The 18,045-nt window shown below is 31.2% G+C and carries 23 protein-coding genes and 3 pseudogenes; 1 reads left to right on the top strand and 25 read right to left on the bottom strand.

Translation table 11 applies throughout. The features are described from left to right. The first annotated feature begins 378 nt into the window (after nucleotides 1–378). Nucleotides 379–2,643, top strand: a complete 2,265-nt coding sequence (locus M2373_RS21920; RefSeq protein ID WP_259113529.1) for a glycoside hydrolase family 3 C-terminal domain-containing protein — start codon at nucleotides 379–381, stop codon at nucleotides 2,641–2,643. Between the two features lie 51 nt (nucleotides 2,644–2,694). On the opposite strand, the gene M2373_RS21915 is transcribed toward M2373_RS21920, so the two are convergent. The 25 genes and pseudogenes from M2373_RS21915 to M2373_RS21800 all read right to left on the bottom strand — a co-directional run bounded on the left by M2373_RS21915 (nucleotide 2,695) and on the right by M2373_RS21800 (nucleotide 17,589). Further along, on the bottom strand, nucleotides 2,695–3,495 hold the full coding sequence (locus M2373_RS21915; protein WP_259113527.1) for a hypothetical protein: 801 nt from the start codon (nucleotides 3,493–3,495) through the stop codon (nucleotides 2,695–2,697). Between the two features lie 395 nt (nucleotides 3,496–3,890). Then, nucleotides 3,891–6,053 carry an outer membrane beta-barrel family protein gene (locus tag M2373_RS21910; protein WP_259113526.1) on the bottom strand — a complete coding sequence of 721 codons (2,163 nt, stop codon included), beginning with the start codon at nucleotides 6,051–6,053 and terminating at the stop codon, nucleotides 3,891–3,893. Nucleotides 6,054–6,320: 267 nt separating this feature from the next. Further along, nucleotides 6,321–6,740: a hypothetical protein gene (locus M2373_RS21905; RefSeq protein ID WP_259113525.1), complete on the bottom strand. Its 420-nt coding sequence runs from the start codon at nucleotides 6,738–6,740 to the stop codon at nucleotides 6,321–6,323. 5 nt (nucleotides 6,741–6,745) lie between these two features. After that, nucleotides 6,746–7,390 carry a Hint domain-containing protein gene (locus M2373_RS21900; RefSeq protein ID WP_259113550.1) on the bottom strand — a complete coding sequence of 215 codons (645 nt, stop codon included), beginning with the start codon at nucleotides 7,388–7,390 and terminating at the stop codon, nucleotides 6,746–6,748. 351 nt (nucleotides 7,391–7,741) lie between these two features. Next, the gene (locus M2373_RS21895; protein WP_259113523.1) at nucleotides 7,742–8,140 is read right to left on the bottom strand and encodes a hypothetical protein; all 399 of its coding nucleotides are present in this window, start codon (nucleotides 8,138–8,140) and stop codon (nucleotides 7,742–7,744) included. 444 nt (nucleotides 8,141–8,584) lie between these two features. After that, entirely contained in the window at nucleotides 8,585–8,752 is a 168-nt protein-coding gene (locus M2373_RS21890) for a hypothetical protein (RefSeq protein WP_259113521.1), read from the bottom strand. 18 nt (nucleotides 8,753–8,770) lie between these two features. Continuing rightward, nucleotides 8,771–8,962 (bottom strand): annotated as a pseudogene (locus M2373_RS21885) (hypothetical protein); the annotation flags it as partial. A gap of 65 nt (nucleotides 8,963–9,027) precedes the next feature. After that, complete coding sequence (locus tag M2373_RS21880; protein WP_259113520.1) at nucleotides 9,028–9,393, bottom strand: hypothetical protein; 366 nt, start codon at nucleotides 9,391–9,393, stop codon at nucleotides 9,028–9,030. Nucleotide 9,394: 1 nt separating this feature from the next. After that, on the bottom strand, nucleotides 9,395–9,799 hold the full coding sequence (locus M2373_RS21875) for a hypothetical protein (RefSeq protein ID WP_259113518.1): 405 nt from the start codon (nucleotides 9,797–9,799) through the stop codon (nucleotides 9,395–9,397). A gap of 12 nt (nucleotides 9,800–9,811) precedes the next feature. Further along, on the bottom strand, nucleotides 9,812–10,138 hold the full coding sequence (locus M2373_RS21870) for a hypothetical protein (RefSeq protein ID WP_259113516.1): 327 nt from the start codon (nucleotides 10,136–10,138) through the stop codon (nucleotides 9,812–9,814). 5 nt (nucleotides 10,139–10,143) lie between these two features. Then, nucleotides 10,144–10,644 carry a Hint domain-containing protein gene (locus M2373_RS21865; RefSeq protein ID WP_259113549.1) on the bottom strand — a complete coding sequence of 167 codons (501 nt, stop codon included), beginning with the start codon at nucleotides 10,642–10,644 and terminating at the stop codon, nucleotides 10,144–10,146. Between the two features lie 44 nt (nucleotides 10,645–10,688). Continuing rightward, nucleotides 10,689–11,162 carry a CPCC family cysteine-rich protein gene (locus tag M2373_RS21860; RefSeq protein ID WP_259113515.1) on the bottom strand — a complete coding sequence of 158 codons (474 nt, stop codon included), beginning with the start codon at nucleotides 11,160–11,162 and terminating at the stop codon, nucleotides 10,689–10,691. A 106-nt stretch (nucleotides 11,163–11,268) separates the two neighbouring features. Beyond that, nucleotides 11,269–11,751, bottom strand: a complete 483-nt coding sequence (locus tag M2373_RS21855) for a hypothetical protein (protein ID WP_259113513.1) — start codon at nucleotides 11,749–11,751, stop codon at nucleotides 11,269–11,271. Nucleotides 11,752–11,853: 102 nt separating this feature from the next. Continuing rightward, nucleotides 11,854–12,252 carry a hypothetical protein gene (locus tag M2373_RS21850; RefSeq protein WP_259113511.1) on the bottom strand — a complete coding sequence of 133 codons (399 nt, stop codon included), beginning with the start codon at nucleotides 12,250–12,252 and terminating at the stop codon, nucleotides 11,854–11,856. Then, nucleotides 12,249–12,500 (bottom strand): hypothetical protein, encoded by a 252-nt coding sequence (locus M2373_RS21845; RefSeq protein ID WP_259113510.1) that lies wholly within the window; start codon nucleotides 12,498–12,500, stop codon nucleotides 12,249–12,251. Before M2373_RS21845 ends, M2373_RS21850 begins: the two co-directional genes overlap by 4 nt. Before the next feature lie 51 nt (nucleotides 12,501–12,551). Beyond that, a pseudogene (locus tag M2373_RS22615) lies at nucleotides 12,552–12,626 on the bottom strand (hypothetical protein); the annotation flags it as partial. A gap of 27 nt (nucleotides 12,627–12,653) precedes the next feature. Next, the gene (locus M2373_RS21840) at nucleotides 12,654–13,205 is read right to left on the bottom strand and encodes a hypothetical protein (protein WP_259113508.1); all 552 of its coding nucleotides are present in this window, start codon (nucleotides 13,203–13,205) and stop codon (nucleotides 12,654–12,656) included. 14 nt (nucleotides 13,206–13,219) lie between these two features. Continuing rightward, entirely contained in the window at nucleotides 13,220–13,999 is a 780-nt protein-coding gene (locus M2373_RS21835; protein WP_259113548.1) for a Hint domain-containing protein, read from the bottom strand. Nucleotides 14,000–14,521: 522 nt separating this feature from the next. Then, nucleotides 14,522–14,743: pseudogene (locus tag M2373_RS21830) on the bottom strand (RHS repeat-associated core domain-containing protein); the annotation flags it as partial. Between the two features lie 262 nt (nucleotides 14,744–15,005). After that, nucleotides 15,006–15,323 carry a hypothetical protein gene (locus M2373_RS21825; protein WP_259113507.1) on the bottom strand — a complete coding sequence of 106 codons (318 nt, stop codon included), beginning with the start codon at nucleotides 15,321–15,323 and terminating at the stop codon, nucleotides 15,006–15,008. 100 nt (nucleotides 15,324–15,423) lie between these two features. Then, nucleotides 15,424–15,759 (bottom strand): SMI1/KNR4 family protein, encoded by a 336-nt coding sequence (locus M2373_RS21820; RefSeq protein ID WP_259113505.1) that lies wholly within the window; start codon nucleotides 15,757–15,759, stop codon nucleotides 15,424–15,426. Continuing rightward, nucleotides 15,749–16,378, bottom strand: a complete 630-nt coding sequence (locus M2373_RS21815; RefSeq protein ID WP_259113503.1) for a hypothetical protein — start codon at nucleotides 16,376–16,378, stop codon at nucleotides 15,749–15,751. The genes M2373_RS21820 and M2373_RS21815 overlap by 11 nt, the downstream gene beginning before the upstream one ends. A 46-nt stretch (nucleotides 16,379–16,424) precedes the next feature. Further along, nucleotides 16,425–16,844, bottom strand: a complete 420-nt coding sequence (locus M2373_RS21810; protein WP_259113501.1) for a hypothetical protein — start codon at nucleotides 16,842–16,844, stop codon at nucleotides 16,425–16,427. Between the two features lie 153 nt (nucleotides 16,845–16,997). Continuing rightward, nucleotides 16,998–17,306: a hypothetical protein gene (locus tag M2373_RS21805; protein ID WP_259113500.1), complete on the bottom strand. Its 309-nt coding sequence runs from the start codon at nucleotides 17,304–17,306 to the stop codon at nucleotides 16,998–17,000. A gap of 13 nt (nucleotides 17,307–17,319) precedes the next feature. Further along, nucleotides 17,320–17,589 (bottom strand): papain fold toxin domain-containing protein, encoded by a 270-nt coding sequence (locus M2373_RS21800; RefSeq protein ID WP_409013223.1) that lies wholly within the window; start codon nucleotides 17,587–17,589, stop codon nucleotides 17,320–17,322. Nucleotides 17,590–18,045 lie beyond the last annotated feature (456 nt).

Below are 18,045 nucleotides of genomic sequence, written 5' to 3'. Positions count from 1 at the left end.
TCTTTTTTAACACATAAAAGCCTGCTTAAATTTCATTAAGACATTCTCAACATATTGGTTTTCAAAAACCCTGAATTATGATCTTCGACAGACTAAGACTGACCAATCTGGTACTCAATGTATGATTTGGAGGTATCAGGTTGAGCTCAGCCTGTAGTGAGCTTGACGAACTATCGGAACCTCTTAGAGTTTTTTTCAAGCTAAATTTAAACATGCTCTAAGTTATAAAATGGAATACTTTTAAAAACTGATCCTGAAACCTACAAATTTGAAACAATCAATTGGTTAGAAATAACCATTTATTCAAAATATTCATTTTCTCAATTTGAGATAATAAATATTTTCCTTATTTTTGTTTCCAATCAAAAAAAGGCTTTTATGTTAAAGAAAACTGCCATTGTAAGTTTATTCACCCTTATTTCTGCTTCGTATATGGCTCAATCAAATACTACTTTACCCGTTTATTTAGATGAATCAAAATCTGTAGAACAGCGTGTTCAGGATGCACTTTCAAGAATGACCACTGAAGAGAAAATTGCGATGCTTCATGCTCAGTCAAAATTCAGCTCTCCGGGAGTGCCAAGATTGGGAATTCCTGAATTCTGGACAACAGACGGTCCTCATGGAGTACGTCCGGAAGTAATGTGGGATGAATGGAACCAGGCAGGATGGACTAATGACTCTATTATTGCCTACCCGGCTTTAACTGCTCTTTCTGCAACATGGAATAAAAAAATGTCGTGGAATTATGGAAAAGCTTTAGGTGAAGAAGCCCGTTACAGAAAAAAAGACATTCTTCTGGGACCAGGAGTGAATATTTACAGAACTCCTCTGAACGGAAGAAACTTTGAATATATGGGTGAAGATCCTTATCTGACCTCAAAAATGGTCGTACCTTATATCAAGGGGGTCCAATCCAATGGTGTAGCCACTTCGGTGAAGCATTTTGCCCTGAATAATCAGGAAATGTTCCGTCATACCAGCAATGTAAAGATAGACGACAGAACATTATATGAAATCTATCTTCCACCATTTAAAGCGGCTGTGACCGAAGGAGATTCTTGGACAATCATGGGTGCTTATGATATGTACAAAGGTCAGTATGCAAGCCAGAACCAATATCTTTTGAATGATATTCTGAAAGGTGAATGGAAATACAAAGGTGTTGTAGTTTCCGACTGGGGCGCTGTAAACAATACCGAGCAGGCTATCCATAACGGACTGGATCTTGAATTCGGAAGCTGGACCAACGGACTTTCCGCAGGGACAAAAAATGCGTATGATAATTATTATCTGGCAAAACCTTATTTAGATTTAATTAAATCCGGAAAGGTCGGAACCAAAGAGCTTGATGACAAAGTGACAAGACTTTTGACCCTTGCTTATAAAACAACAATGAACAGAAACAAGCCTTTCGGAAATATTGCTTCTGAAGAGCACAAAGCTGTAGCTAAAGAAATCGGTGAAGAGGGAATCGTATTGCTGAAAAATCAGGGTAACGTGCTTCCGATCGACCTTAATAAAGCTAAAAAAATTGCCGTAATCGGTGAAAATGCCATTAAAATCATGACTGTTGGTGGTGGTTCATCTTCATTAAAAGTGAAATATGAAACCCTTCCTTTAGACGGAATTAAAGCCAGGTTCGGAAAACAGTCTGATGTACAATATGCAAGAGGTTACGTCGGTGATATCGGTGGGGAATACAACGGTGTAAAATCCGGTCAGGATCTGAAAGATACGCGCTCGCCTCAGGAATTACTAAACGAAGCTGTAGAACTGGCAAAAAAATCTGATTATGTTATTTTCGTAGGAGGATTAAACAAAGCTGATTTCCAGGACAGTGAAGGAAACGACAGAAAAAGCTACGGACTACCATATAATCAGGATAATGTGATTGCAGCTCTGGCAAAAGCAAATAAAAATCTTGCTGTAGTACTAGTTTCAGGAAATGCAGTGGCCATGCCATGGATTAAGGAAGTTCCGACGGTTTTACAATCCTGGTATTTAGGTTCTGAAGCTGGAAACTCAATCGCATCAGTACTGGCAGGTGATGCCAATCCATCCGGAAAGTTACCATTTACTTTCCCTGTGAAGCTGGAGGATAATTCAGCGCATCAGCTGGGAGAATATCCTGGACAAAAAGATGAGCTGGCAGCAGGAAAAGGGAAAGATCAGCAAAACCCAATCAATATTACCTACAATGAAGGAATTTTCGTTGGATACCGTTGGCATGACACGAAAAAAATCAAACCTTTATTCAGTTTCGGCCATGGTTTGAGCTATACTACTTTTGAGTTTGGAAAAGCGAAAGCCGATAAAACGACAATTTCTCAGGACGATAAAATTACATTTACCGTTTCTGTAAAAAACACAGGAAAGAAAGCCGGAGCGGAAGTTGCTCAGTTATATATTTCTGATTTAAAATCTTCCGTTGAAAGACCTACCAAGGAACTGAAAGGTTTTGAAAAGGTATATTTAAATCCCGGAGAAGAAAAAGAAGTGACCTTTACGATTGACAAAACAGCTCTAAGTTTCTTCGATGCTCAAAAACACGACTGGGTAGCTGAACCGGGAGATTTTGAAGCACAAATCGGAAATTCTTCCGACGCCATTAAAACGAAGGTGAAGTTTACTTTAAAGTAATCTTACTTATATATTTCTAAAACGAATGTCCGGATTTTATTCGGGCATTTTTTATTTATGAGTATAAAAAAATTTTCTCTCTTCTATTAATTTTTTATTTCCGTCTTTTATTTCAAATATTTTCACAACATTCCCTTTTTCATCAAGTTCTTTTTGTTGTTTGGGTAAGTTATATAAATCAACTATTTCTGCATCCTTTTCTCCTTCAATTTGTAAACTCCCTTTCATAGATAAAATATTGCCTTGCTCATCTAATAAATAAGTTCCAACGAATTTTTGCCGTGGAAAAGTAAATTGTTCAGATTCATAATTGTAGCCATTTCCATTGAGAAGCCAATCATATTTTTTTATATCATTAACAACAATATCATTATTTGAATAAAATATATTAATAATCTCTTTTTTTCGCCCTTTTTCATCATTGATTTGAAATACTTTATTCTGAAGTTTACTTTCAGAATTATAATAATTTTTCGAAATAGTATTTATTCTATAAATATATTCTGCAACCCTGCTGAAGATGGTATCTTTAAGCTTGTTATTTCTGATAACAACACCAGTTAAAAATTCTTTTTCTTTTATTAATTTATAGCTATCATTATAATTTAAGATAGCATATAATAATTTTGCATGTAAATCATCCTTAGGTTTTTCGTAATTACAAAATAGAAAGTCATTTTCATTTTTACGATGATGGATTACATTAGCTAAAACTAGTTTTTCATTTTTATTTTTATAAATCTGTATTGAATCAAATGTACTTTTAATTAAATTCTCATTCAAAACATATTGTATCTGAGCATAAGCACACAAACTGGAAAATAAAAGTATAGTTATCAAAAATTTCTTCATAGTTATTAAATCACGCTGACAAATTAAAACAAAATATTTAGTAAAAGTATTTCTGAAATTTAAAAATCAATCTATGATAGTATCAAATGATACTATCATCAATATTTAAAAACTATAATACCAGGAAATAAAAGAACAGAAAGTTCCCTACCCTGTTATTCATGTTTTAGAAGACTTTATTCATTTTGGAGTTCAGGGAGAGCTCCATCAATGATGATTCAGTTATCTCATCATCATGTGGCTGGAAGCTGGAAGAGAAAGGCTGAAGGTTGCTGTTAATCTATTTGTAAGGATTTTTATGAGCACTAAGTTGTCTTATAGTTATGGTTTAGCTAATTCAAAAAAAAGACATGCACAAAACAGGCATGTCTTCATTTTATTAAAAAAGCAAATGGCTACTTACCTCCGCCGCCATTTTTTTCAACATCGATTTTCGTATTTCCTTTTACTTTCTGATTTCCAAAACGTTTTACTAGGGTAAGAGAAACTCCATACCAGTCAGATTGTGAAGAGTTTCTGAAAGTACCTGTCGAACTGAAGGTAGTTGCATCAAAATTAGGTCTCTGGAAAATATTCATCAGCTGTACGCTGGCTTCCATCTGTGTTTTCGGGAAAATTTTGGTTACCGAAATATTATGAAAGACATTGGTTCTGTTTGCTAAAGAATTTCCGTTATTCTGATTCGAAAGTTCAACCCACGCACTCAGATTAATGTTTTTATTAAAAAGATTCGTGTATGAAAGATTGGTAGATCCGCCCCAATAGCTGATATAGTTTCTAGGGCCTGAACCATCTTCTTTATTGAGTCCGTTTTTGGTATTAAAATCACTGTTGTCAATATAATACCATCCGAAACCTACATTAACGCTCAGTTTATTTTTAAGAAAAGTCTGGTTCGTACTTGCAAAAAGATAGTATTTTTCTACTTTTCCAGGGAAATTACCCGGATAAGAAATCGTTTTATTGTTTTCATAATCATAGGTTGTCCAATAATCCTGTTTTGTAAACATATACCTTGCAGAAAGGAAATACTTCTTAAAAACTCCTAATTTCATTACTACCCTGTCACTTGGATTGGGTTCCAGATCCATATTTCCACGGGTATAGATCCCATCGTTATTGGGAATAAGAAACGGATTAAATTCCGAATACCAAGGTCGCCAGATATTACGGTTATAAGTTACACTAAGATCATATTTATCAGAAAAAGAATACTTTAACAATAAATTAGGCAAAAAAGTTCCGTAAGAATCTTTTCTGTAGGTTCCGGCAACATCCTGACGTACTTTAAAATCAATATGTTCATAGCGAAGTCCGATTCTGGTTTCCAGTTTTTTGAAAAAGGTCCTGCTGTAGTTGGCATACAGTGAATTGATATTATCCCTGTAATGGAAAATGTCATTCATCCGAAGGTCGCTATCCAAATGATTTCCGTACAAATCGTTGGGAATAACGTTATTGTTAAAATCCATTTTTCCTCCGACTTCAAATGTAGCCCCGGATTTTCCTAAAGGCTGAGTGTAATCTACTTTCAGGTAATAGTTCCGCATCTGATTATTGGAGTTAATTCCCAATTCATCCGCTACAGGCTCTGTACTGATATCTTTTATAAAAAGACTGTTATCTTTCTGAGAATCGTAATTGGTCCCGATGTTAATATCTAAAATTTTATTTTTCTCTTTATCGTAATATTTATAAAAAAAATTGGTTCCCAGCGTTCGGTTTAGTCCCTTTGAATTTTGAGTCTGAACGTATGAATCTTCAAAAGCATTATTCATAAAATTGGCTCCGCTTGCATCAGACGACGACGATGTATTACTCTGATAGTATTCAAGAATAAGTCCTATATTATTTTTTTCATTCAATTCATATTCGGAAGTTGAAGAAAGAGACGGACTCTGATTTTTATAAATACTTTCGCTCTCTATCTGTGTAATTTTATTATTCTCATATAAGGTGTTGAAGATAGAATTTTGCTGAACATAAGTATTGTCACTATAACTTCCGATTACCGTCTGGGTAAATTTTTCTTTATGATAATTAAGGTTCAGGTTGGTATACTGAGAATTCTTCCGGTTCTGTCTGTTATTAAATGTAGCACTTCCCTTCAGCCCTTCATCATCGCGCTTTTTAAGAACAATATTAATGACAGATCCTGCACTTTCATACCGCGAAGACGGACTTGTGATCACTTCTATTTTCAGTAGATTATCGGCAGGAATCGTGGCAAGATATTCCTTTAATTCTTTTCCTGTAAAAACAGATTTTCTATCGTTGATATAAACCGTTACGGATTCTCCTTCCGCCTTTATGGCATCGTTATTATCAATGCTTACCAACGGAGTCATTCTCAGTACATCCCAGGTTGTATTTCCTGCGACGATCGAGCTGTTGGCAACATTAAAAACAGTTCGGTCCACTTTGGACTCTACCGTTGGTTTTCTGGCTGTCAACGTAACCGCAGCAATTTCTTTTTCTTGTTTTATGGTATCATTTTTTTCCTGAGCAAATGCCAGGAGACCCGCCAGTAAGGCAATTGGCGAAAATAACTTCTTCATTAATTATTTGTTTTCCATTATAAGACACCTCAGTCTGAATAATTGTTACATGAAAAAGTAAAAAAGGTAAAAAAAATCTACAACATAACCGTATTAACTAAAAAAGCGTCTGGATTTCTCTGGACGCTTGGTATATTACTTTTCTATTGAGTTAATCTTAAAGCATTTAGTTTGGTTTCCTCCTTTAATTTTAATTATATTCTACTTCATAGGCTTTTAAAAGATTGGAAAAATTCCTGCAAAAAAAAAGTAAAGGAATAATTTATTTTAATATTGATCTAAATTCTTCTCAATAGAAATATTTAAATGTGTTAAATGTTTTAGCATTTCTATTATTATTATCCATGATTTTCCTTCAAGTTTTAATGGTAATATTTTTTCATTGTAATAAATATTTAAACAGCTTTCATTAAGAGTTTTAATATTTTTAAACATTTCAATTTTTGAAATATTACTTAAAAGTATTATATCTAAGTTATTATTATAATTATAAATTGTTTTATCTGTTATTAGCCACCATTCAAAATCATTTACAAAAGATGTAATAATAGGTTTTTCCGTTATCGATAAATTAATACTTTGCAAAATAATATTTTGTTTGGAAATATTTAAAGTCTTCCATAATTCAGTATAATTCAGGTCGAGTTTACTCCTTCTGAATTTTGCTTCTAAAGTTGATATTTTCATTGTATTTAGGGAATTGGGGCTGTAAGTCTTATTGATGATTCACTTAATTTTTCAAAAGTGAAACCTAATCTTCGAGCAACAGTTTCATTAAATAATTTATTATTCATTATATCTTTTCCTCTTAGTTCAAGCATTGTTGCTCCATGACTTTTTGCTTCATTAAACATTGTTTTTAGTAATAAATTAAGGTCCGTTGATTCTTGTGCTTTAGCTAATAATGAAATAGACTTTGTATATGTATTTCCAGAAATATAGTTTTTTGAATACACAAAATATTGCCCTTCCGCATATAAGTCATCTGTTAAACCTAAAAATCTTTCACAATTATTATGCACCAAAATCCCTTTCTCAGAAACATAGTAATTATGGTTGTCTTCAACCTCAAAGTTATAGACTTTTACCTTTTCATCCAAGAAATTAATAGATTCTACAGGAGAAGTTGTTCCGTCCAAAGTGGTTAAAAGCATTCCTCTGATAAGGTCTTTGGCTTCTATCCAGTTTCCGTTTACGTAGAAAGGGTGCTCCGGAGTACAGGTAATTTCTGTGCCGTTAACAGAAATTTTCACTAATGAAGAAGAGGTATTTCTGGATAATGCTACTACTTTTTTCAGTTCTTTTTTGTCTGTTTTTTCATTGTAGCTCCATACCAGATCGCCTTCTTTAGAGCCTGTTTAAATTTTATGTGTATTATATTTATTGTTTTTAAGAAGGGTTTTATCTAAGAGCATGTCTAAATTTAGTTCAAAAAATATCTAAGATTTCGACAAGCTCAATCTGACACCGTTAAATCATACATTTAGTATTAGGTTTGTCAGTCTGAGCCTGTCGAAGACTAGAATTAATATGTATTGAAAATCAATATAATAAAAATATTAGAAAGAATTTTAAACAGGCTCTTAATATCTTCAATCTTTTTGTTGCCTTTTTCTACGGCTACTAAAGCTCTTAAAAAAATAGCATTGAAATTCAACGCTATTTTTTTAAACAATTCTCTTTTTATTTTAAATATTAGGACACTCTAAATGGTCTAAATTGAATAAATCATTTTTAGAAATTATAAAATTATTTTTCTTAATGTCTTCATAGAAATTAGATGGAAGTACCAAATCATTATGCTCAATAAATTCACAAATATTATCCAACCAAATCCACTTTCCATCGGTACGAATAGAAATTTCTCCTGATTCTATGATTGATGTAAAAGGATTTTGAAAAGCAGATCTGCTTGTAGAGGCAACTATATGCCCATTTTTTAAATAATTCAACAATGCAACCTTTTGATAGTTACTATTAATTTCATTATTTATAAAAGAAGTTATTGTTGGAAAATTATTATAATCTTCTCCATATTCTTTCCAAAATCCAAACCATTTATATGGCCAATTTTCTAATTCTCTCAATATATATATTATTATAAAATTGCTGACAAGATAAATATCCTCCTATAAATGAATCTAAAAGATAAATATCTTTTGTTTTTAAATACATTAAAGGTCTTTTCTCAATGTATGGTAATATTTCGTGTATAGTCATAATTTAAAAAAAAATCCTCTAAAGTATCTAATAATTTTGCAACTTTTTCTTCCTTAGATAATTTCTCATTAATATAATCAAACTGTGCAAACCAATTCATATTAGGTGCTCTAAATGTTACTTTATCCTGATACCATTTTGAGATTTCTCTTTCAAAATTTATATTAAGAGCGAATTCTAAACTGTAAAAAAAGCACCTTCAAAAAAATGGATATAGTCTTTTAAAACAGCATTTGCTCCGTCGAAAAAAACCATACCTGGTCTCCTTTTAATGTTATGTATTAATTCTATAATTTTAGTTTCCATTTATTTTATTTTACTGTTCTTTTTGAAACAATTTCAAACATTAGATCTGAATTATATTCAAATAGCTGTATGTATTTTTCCATGGCCATTCCTGCAGAGCCAGTTAATCTATCATAGACCATTCCATTTTTGGTTGCTGCAACATGCCAACTCCAGCCGGAGTTTTCTCCCATTACGTTACCCAATTGGTTTCAAAACCTAGGTATTATTTGTAAATATTCAGCTCCTTTTCCTAATGCTCCTACAGCTCTGTCTACAACCACTTCACAGCCATTTCTTACGCTTAAACTTCTTGCTTTACTTAACCAATCCAAACAAGTATTATGCATCAAAATCCCTTTCTCAGAAACATAATAATTATGGTTGCCTTCTACTTCAAAGTTGTAGACTTTTACTTTCTATAAAATATTCTTCTACTGAAATAGTAAAGGAATATATATTTAATAACTTAGTTATTTAAAGGAATAATTATTGATTCTAACTTTTGTTTTAGATCAATTTCTGGGTCATTAAAAAACTCTCTTATTTTAATAAACAATTTTTTTTTTGCTATTTCGTCATCATCGTTAGACTCGATTTCTAAGATATAAGCTGTCCAAATTAATGCTGTATTTTTACCTTTTTGATTAATCCATACAGATAAACGATAATTAATTTCATCTTGTATATATGTTCCTAATGAATAAAAATAACCTTGAACAAAAACTGATATAGTATTATAACTATTATCAGTTACAAAGTAAAGAGGTCTTTTCTCTAATAAATCAAAAAGATATTCAAAATTAGTATATAAATTATTTTCTTTATTTTCCATTTTATTTAAATATTAAATCATCAGCGTATTCAAATAATTTTTTGTAATCGTTAATGTGCATTCCCGAAGGCCCTGTTAATCTATCAAATACTGTATCACCAACTCTGACTGCCTTATGGTAAAACCATTTTCCAATAGTTTCCTCTCCATACTTAACGGGGCCTAAACCTAATGCTCTCCCATTAACAGTCATAGGGTTCGAAACCGTCATAATATCTCCTCCAACCACTTTTTGGATAGCTAATGCATCTGCATCACAACTTGCATTCTGTAGGACTTTAGCAGTTACTTTTCCAAATGGCCACTCGCAATTATTATGCACCAAAATCCCTTTCTCAGAAACATAATAATTATTGTTGTCTTCTACCTCAAAGTTAAAGACTTTAAAAAGGAGCAGATAAACCACTCCTTTTATATTCTATTTTAATGAATAATTTTTCAAATCATAACTTTCAAAAAATTCTATTAATGTATTTAAGAACTTTTCAATTTGTTCTTTTTGCTCTAAACTTTCATTAATATGCTTGAATTGTGCAAACCATACCATATTGGGAGCTTTAAATGTTACTCTTTCTTGATACCATTTTGATAATTCTCTCTCTATATCAATATTATGTTCAAGATAAATGTTGCAAAAAAAACCTTGAAAATAAATAATGTATGTATTTAAGTTATCATCGGACCAAAAAAACATTTTCGGCCTTGACTTAATATGTCTAATTAATTCTAAAATTTTTGATTGCATTATGTCTATTTAATTGTTCTTACCGCAGTTTGTTCGAAACTGATAAAAGAATGATTTTCAAAAAGTTTTATATAATCTTCTACGAGCATTCCAGCTTTTCCTGTTAATCTATCAAAAACTCTCCCATCCTTAATAGCTGCAACGTGCCATCTCCAACCTGAATATTGTCCTTGAACTTCTCCTAATTCAAAACCTAATCTTGGAGTTATTTGTAAATATTCTGCTCCTTGTCCTAAGCTTTTTACAGCTCTATCTGCTACAACTTCGCAACCACTTTTGATTACACTGAAACTTCTTGCCTTACTAAGCCAGTCTAAGCAATCATTATGTACCAAAATCCCTTTCTCAGAAACATAATAATTATGGTTGCCTTCTACTTCAAAGTTATAGACTTTTACCTTTTCATCCAAGAAATTAATAGATTCTACAGGAGAAGTTGTTCCGTCCAAAGTGGTTAAAAGCATTCCTTTGGTAAGGTCTTTGGCTTCTATCCAGTTTCCGTTTATTAAAATTAAAAGAGACCGAACTTTTATCCGGCCTCCTTTATGATTTAACTTGTAGAGGTATTTTTATAATATTTCAATTTACCTTCTTTGTCTACATATTCCAAGAATCTTTCTAAAATAGCTCCTTTTATTTTAAAGTTATTTTTTGCCTCATTTAATGTCATATGGTTTACATGACTATATTTGGACAGATCATTTCCTCCGTCATCTTCCCAAAAACATACTTTACAAATTTGATAATTTCCTCTTTCAAGAATTGTTTTGTAATTGCAACAAAAACATGTAAATAATTCTTTTGGGGCACCACTAACATTTATAGACAATTGATAGAAATTTCTGATTTTCTCTTCTATATATGATAATTTTATTCCAGAATACCGATCTCTTATATACTCAAATAATTCTTCTTCTTCAAATCCTTCCTCTTCAACCATATTCTTGCGTTCTTCAACTGTCATTTTAGAATATTCTTCTAATGATAATATATTTATAGCTGAATTTAAATCTAATTCTATCATAATTTATTTTATTAAAGTCGCAGTCAAATCAAGAGTATCTTTAACCTTATAATTCAAAATAGATTGACAAAACTATCAATCTATTTTGAATTCATTTTATAAAAATTTAATTTTTATTATCTGGATTTAAAAACCATTTCCCCTCTTTTTTATATAACAATATATTACAAATTAACATTTTACAAAAAAATGCAGGATAATAAGAATCTATTATTGCTAATAATTTTGTTTTATCTGTTCTTTCTACACATATAAAATTTGTCTTAGGATGTTGATCATTATCTTTTTTATAATTAAATTTTTCATAATCATTACATAATCCTTCAAAATCATTAGAGTAAACTTCATCATATTTGTTATCTATTATTGAAACAACTCTTTCAGTTGTTATTAACAAATATGAGTCACTTAAATTACAGACCAGAATAGGTAATTCATCTTTTTTTAGTGATACAAATTTAGATTCATAACCGTCATCTAATAATTTGATATTTATTTTATCATTAAAAGTTACCCAGTCTTTTGGTTGTTTATCCACGCACTTATGACTAATTTCAAGCGCTTTATCTTTAAATTCTTTTGTGTTCATAAAAAATTAATGTAAAACTTTTCCCCAAATAACAGTATCCGATTACCTTCAACCTCAAAGTTATTTAAAATAGGTTATCTCAAAAAGAGATAACCTATAAGTTTAATGTCTTATAACATAGGTAAGAATATTGAAAATGATATGCCATGTTAATTTCTCTAGTCTTAAAATAAAAATATGTGTATCCTTTTTAACAATTTCTAGACTATCACATTCGGAATTTCCTCTTCCTTCATCAAAAATTTCAGGAATATTAACTATTTCAATCTCATCAAGAGAAATAATGAAATTATCTGTAATAATTCTAATATCTGTTAACAACCAATAATTATCTTCTGAGGCAAAATAACTTAAAATAGGAGTTTCATTTTCTAAGAATAAAATATTATTGTTTATTTTATATTGTAAATCTTTATCCAAATTTTCATACAAGTCTGTTTTTAAGATATTCTTTTTAATTCTTTTAAATTTGGATTTAATAATATTTATATTTTTTATCATTTTAAAAATGTCACTAGTTCTATACTATTTTTACTAAGTTCTTGATATGTATAACCTAATATTTCTGCACCTCTTTGATTCATTAATCGAGTTTCAACAATATCAATACCTTTAATGACAATTTTATCTACGCCTGCTTTTTGTGCTTGTACTTCAAAAGCTCTAACAAGATTAAACAGACTTTTACCTTCATAATTTGCTAATCCTTGTATTGTTCTTGTATAAACTCCATTTTCTATTGAAGTCATACCTCTTACATAAAATCCTTGTATAAATTCTTTTGTATATTCACAATTATTATGCACCAAAATCCCTTTCTCAGAAACATAATAATTATGGTTGCCTTCAACTTCAAAATTATAATAAAGAGCTATTCTATTAAAGAATAGCTCTTTTTATTATTATTTATAAAATCCAGAAATTATATCTTCTTCTGTTTTTAAAGATTGGATCTTATCAATCACATCATTTTTTGTAATTTCTTTTAGAAGTAGAAATCTATTTAAAACAAAGGCAATCGTGGTAGGATAATATTGAACATATACATCTTCTAATCTTTTATTTGTTGTTTGAACCAAATAATCCAAAGTACAATAAGTCCAATAGAAAGTATTTTTGCTCTTTTTTGAAATAGCTTCAATCATAATAATTTCTAATTCCTCTATATCAATTTGAAAATTTGTATAAAAATAAAAAGCTTCATTTTCTGTTAATAAGAATTTCTTTTTTATTTCAAAAAAGAAAGTTCCGTTTTCATTAATTTCTGTTGGACTATAAAAATTAACATTTTCATCTTCATAATTATAATAATGACCTTCCTCTTCATAAATTAATATATCACATATTAATTTATCTCTATACTTATAACCCCTTGCTAAAGAATGCCCTCGCAAAAAGCTTGAAAATTCATATGGTTGAAAACCAAAAAGTTCCTTATTTATATCTAATTTCATTTAGTTTAAAGTTTTTATTTAAAAAGATAGGGATGTACACTTCCAATTCTTGTTGCAGTTTCATCCATCCATATTCTAACTTGAGTTGTAGTTCCTGATTCATTTATTAGCCTTCCAAAATCCAATATTATTTGGTTTGCTCCTTTTGCAGAAGTTCCAAATGTACCTTCACCTCTACCAATACGTAAAGCTGCCTCTTCTAATACATCCGTATATGATAGACCTTTTTTGAACATCTGAGATATTGGTCTTCCTTCTGGGTTAATATGGAATTTTCCTAAGTAAAAATGCTCAGAAATATGACTTGTAAAACTTGATGCCTTATTTCCTAATGTATTTTTAATAGCACTTGCCCACTCACAATTATTATGTACCAAAATCCCTTTCTCAGAAACATAATAATTATGGTTATCTTCTACTTCAAAGTTATAGACTTTTACCTTTTCATCCAAGAAATTAATAGATTTTACAGGAGATGCTGTTCCATCTAAAGTGGTTAAAAGCATTCCTCTGGTAAGATCTTTGGCTTCTATCCAGTTTCCGTTTACGTAGAATGGGTGCTCCGGAGTACAGGTAATTTCTGTGCCGTTAAGAGAAATTTTCACTAATGAAGAAGAGGTATTTCTGGATAATGCTACAACTTTTTTCAGTTCTTTTTTGCCTGTCTGTTCGTTGTAGCTCCATACCAAGTCTCCTTCTTTTATATCTTCAATCTTTTTATTACCTTTTTCTGTAGTAATTAAAGTACCTTCTGTAAAACAGATTTTAAGAAGACCATTCGTCACCCTTCCCATTGGTCCGCAGATGTATTTGGTAAGATTCATGGCTCTCCATCCTGCAGCTAAAAGCTCTCCTCCTGCAAATGATCCCGGTAACTCCAGAAACAGAAAATTTTCTGCTGCAGATACAGACTGTCCCACTTTTGTATGTTCTATAGCATAATACAGAAGAGAACGGTTCATATTAAGAGTTACTTCTCCTAATGCTCCTGTAAATTTGCTATACATCGTAAAGCTATTCGTTTCTAAATTCTCAGCACTGTTCCAGTTTTTTCTACCTCCTTTTCCCCTAATCATCACTTCAGGAACATTGTAATGCGGACCATCTTCAGCACCACCAACACCCTTGCCCCAGTCTACACCAACCTCCATTAAAAGACGTCTTGTCGTGCCATTCCCCCATTTGATAGTATTCCCATCATAATCCATTGAACCTCCTGCATCATTGGTAAAGCCGGACCCTGTATTATACCAGTTTCTGCCACTCGCAGAACCATGAATCTGATTGATAAATGCCTGAGACAGCATTCCATCCGGATCTATGAATAAAATAGGGTTATTGTTTCCATAGATATAAGGAGACATTCTTCTGGTAGCTTCAGCTAAGGGGTCTATAACGCCCCATCTTGCAATTTCAGGCATATACAGCCTTTCTCCATAATCATTCCAACCCGTTTCTTCCTGAAGTTCTTTGCCATTGTACTGGTATTTATAAGCAGTGTTTCCGGCTAAGCCGTTATGAGCTCCATGCTTTAAACCAAAAGGATAGTAATTGTTTTCTTCAAGAACTTCTGCGCCGTTTTTGCAAAACTTTTTTCAAATAAAATTAGGGTGTTGTTTTAACATCCTAATTGTTTGTAAATTCTTAAAGCAATAAAGAAGTAGTAAATTTTGTTTCTTAAAGAAGATATCACCCAATCCTTACTAATTCTAAAAGTTTCATAATAGATCTTCTATGTCAGCTTCAGTGAGATTAAAACTTATCAATACTTTATATGCTTCTTCGGAAACTGCTAAAGTATTATCCTTCGTGATAAAAAAAATCACTTTTATGTGGTTCTCCACTTACTTTAGCCCATAAAAAAGTAGGAAGTTCTTTACTGGGATAAAGTTCTTCAAATGTTTCTGATTTTGAAGTTATAACCTCTTCAAAACTAATTCCTGTAAGATGTTGCTTTTCTATATCATTTCGTAATCTTTCAGTAACTATATAACATGGAAAAGATTCAAGAATATCATCTCCCATCCATCCATCCATCCATCCATCCATCCATCCATCCATCCATCCATCCATCCATCCATCCATCCATCCATCCATCCATCCATCCATCAAACTCATAATGGAGTTTTTTTACTACTGGAGGAAAAAATGAATTATCCATTTCGGTTTCTTCTCCTAGTCCACCAGCTACTTCTGGTTCTAAAATTCTATACATAATTTAGATTATCTCTAAGTCTTCGTTTTCAAATTTATATATAAACTCGGAAAATGAATTTGCAAGCAAAATAGCATCAGTTTCTTCCATACCCACAAATGGTATTGAATAAATTTTCTTATTCTCTTTGTTAAAAAATATTCCAGTCCCTCCACCATTTGTCCCTATGGTTATAAAGTTTGGAAGTAATTTTTCAATTTCATACTCTGTATTAATTTCATCCAATTCATTTAAGGGAAATAATTCAATATAACCGTTATTAGAAGATAGCTCTTTATCTTCTAAACCTTTCATAAAAGAAATATAATCTTTGGGAAGTTCAAATTTATTAAACGTCATCTTTACAAATTTTCACATTGTCATGGTGCATTAAAAACCTATATCCAAATGGCAGAGCCAGATATTTCAAAATATCAGGACGGGCAAAAACAACATGATAAAAATGTACCATTTTTAAAGACTTAATATCATCATTATAATCATCTGTGATAAGGTACCATCCAGTTTCATCCTGAGGTGAATCATATCTAATTCCTTCTATATCTTTTCCTTCGTAAACACCATCTGATATAACAACTGACTGATTGAAGTTTGGAAAAAGAGGAATCAGATTTTGCTGCCAACATATTTCCCCTTGCTCTCTGACAACCGAAATTGCTGTATCACAACCTTGATTAAAACCACTGCCGTCAGAGTTTGCTTCATAAAGATCATAACAGTTATCTTCATTTAATCTAAACTGTAAAAGCCATGAATAATAACCAATATTCTGATTTTCTGAGATAACTGGCTTGCTATCTACAACATAATCTATAATGTATTTAATGACCTCTATATAGTTTTCAGGTTGATTTTTGCCAATAGTGACTCTAATTTCTTTAGTTATAAAAGAATATAATCCTCCTGTTTCTATAAAGCCATTAATTAAACTTATTTCAATGTCTCTATATGTTATCATAATTTGATTTTGTTAACAAAAAGCAGACTTAAAAAAACATAAATAATTATGTAATTTCACATTTAAAACTATTTTTCTCGTTCACTACAAAAGCAAGAAGAATAGCACTGTTTGAAAAAGTTATAAGATGTGTATTATCTTTAATACTTAATCCAAATACTAAATTTAGTTTACTTTTTTGTGCTTTCATTATTTCGATAAATCCTCCTGAAAAAGTATAATGATTATTCTCTACATTTACAACATCAGAGAGTTTTATACAGTCAAAATATCCTATAGTGAAAGGGCTTCTTTGTTCGATATTTTTACAGTATAAAACCTCAGTTTCAAATTCAATATTCAAAATATCCCCTTCAAAAAGCTCTGCTTCCAGACTAATCTTATTATTACTGTATGAGTATTTTTTCAGTTCAGAATCTCCTGTATTCGAGAAAATTTTTTGTAGCTTTTGTGTAAAATCTTTCATTATTCCCTTCATTAAAATGCTTTATTCTTTCTGTCTTGGCTTAATAAAATTATAGCTCAATTTCTTTACCTAATAAGTAGTATAAATTTTATATCAAAGCTAATACTAAAAGTAGTAATTTATTTTATTGAAGCCATGAAAGAAATGTTCTGATCAATTGTTTATTGATTTCTCTTTTTTAAATAAATGATATTCTCTAAAGAAAACATCCACAGAATTCAAATTTTCAGTCTTACTTATTATTTCTATAAAATCAGCCCAAGTCAAATTATTTTCTAGATTAAATTTTCTTTGCAACCATTCATAAAAACTTGATCTAAAGTCATCTTTAAAGTCTTTATCTTTAAGATATTCACTTGCAAAAAATCCTCCTAAAAATGTTTCCAAAAAATATACATCCTTTTCACGAAAATACATTTGAGGTCTTTTTTCTATTTTAAGTAATAATTCTTCTATGCTCATAATAATTTAAAATTTAAAAAGGTTTTATTATAGGTGCGCGCATCCCAGGGAATCCCACTCCTAAATCGCTTGCCCATTGATTATATGGCAAACCTTTAGGGAACATATTATCATATACTATATTTCCTACTTTTACACCAACATGATCTCCGTTTGTAGAAATGGTTTTCCCTAATCTTTCAGACCAAATAAATCCTGTATCTGACTTTAAAACAACCATTTCTCCTTTTATACCCTTTGCCATCATTTTTTCAACTAAACTTGAAGCAAAATCTTTGCACATATTTAACTGTTTTAAAGAAGAAGGAATCGTTTCAATAATTGTATTAACTCCATTTCCTCCCCAAATCTTCGACATTGCTACTTTTGAAAGAGCCTTTCTTTCTAATCCTTCAGCAGCAGCTTCAGGATTAACAAAAATCATAGCAACAGCACCTACTGTTTCTCTTTCTTCAGCATAAGGACCTACACCCACATTACCAATCGCTGAGTAAGGGTCAGCATTTCCAAATAAAATAGTACTTATTATAAACCAAGTATCAATTCTTTCTTCTTTAACAGGACCTATCTCTAGTTTCCCAGTTCTCGAAACTGTAGCTCCCGGTAAAATAGTCGTAGCCCCTGCACCTTTTTCTCTGTTACTAAATAGGCTTGTCAACCAGCTGGTGTTACGTTCCCACCAACTAGGTCTTGGTCCCAATGCCGTATTTGGAGCAGAAGCTTTGCCACCAAACCGTTC

The organism is Chryseobacterium sp. JUb7, assembly GCF_024806495.1.
In the GTDB taxonomy this organism is placed as follows: domain Bacteria; phylum Bacteroidota; class Bacteroidia; order Flavobacteriales; family Weeksellaceae; genus Chryseobacterium.
Note: the sequence above shows the minus strand (reverse complement) of the source record. Positions and strands in the feature narration are given on the sequence as shown.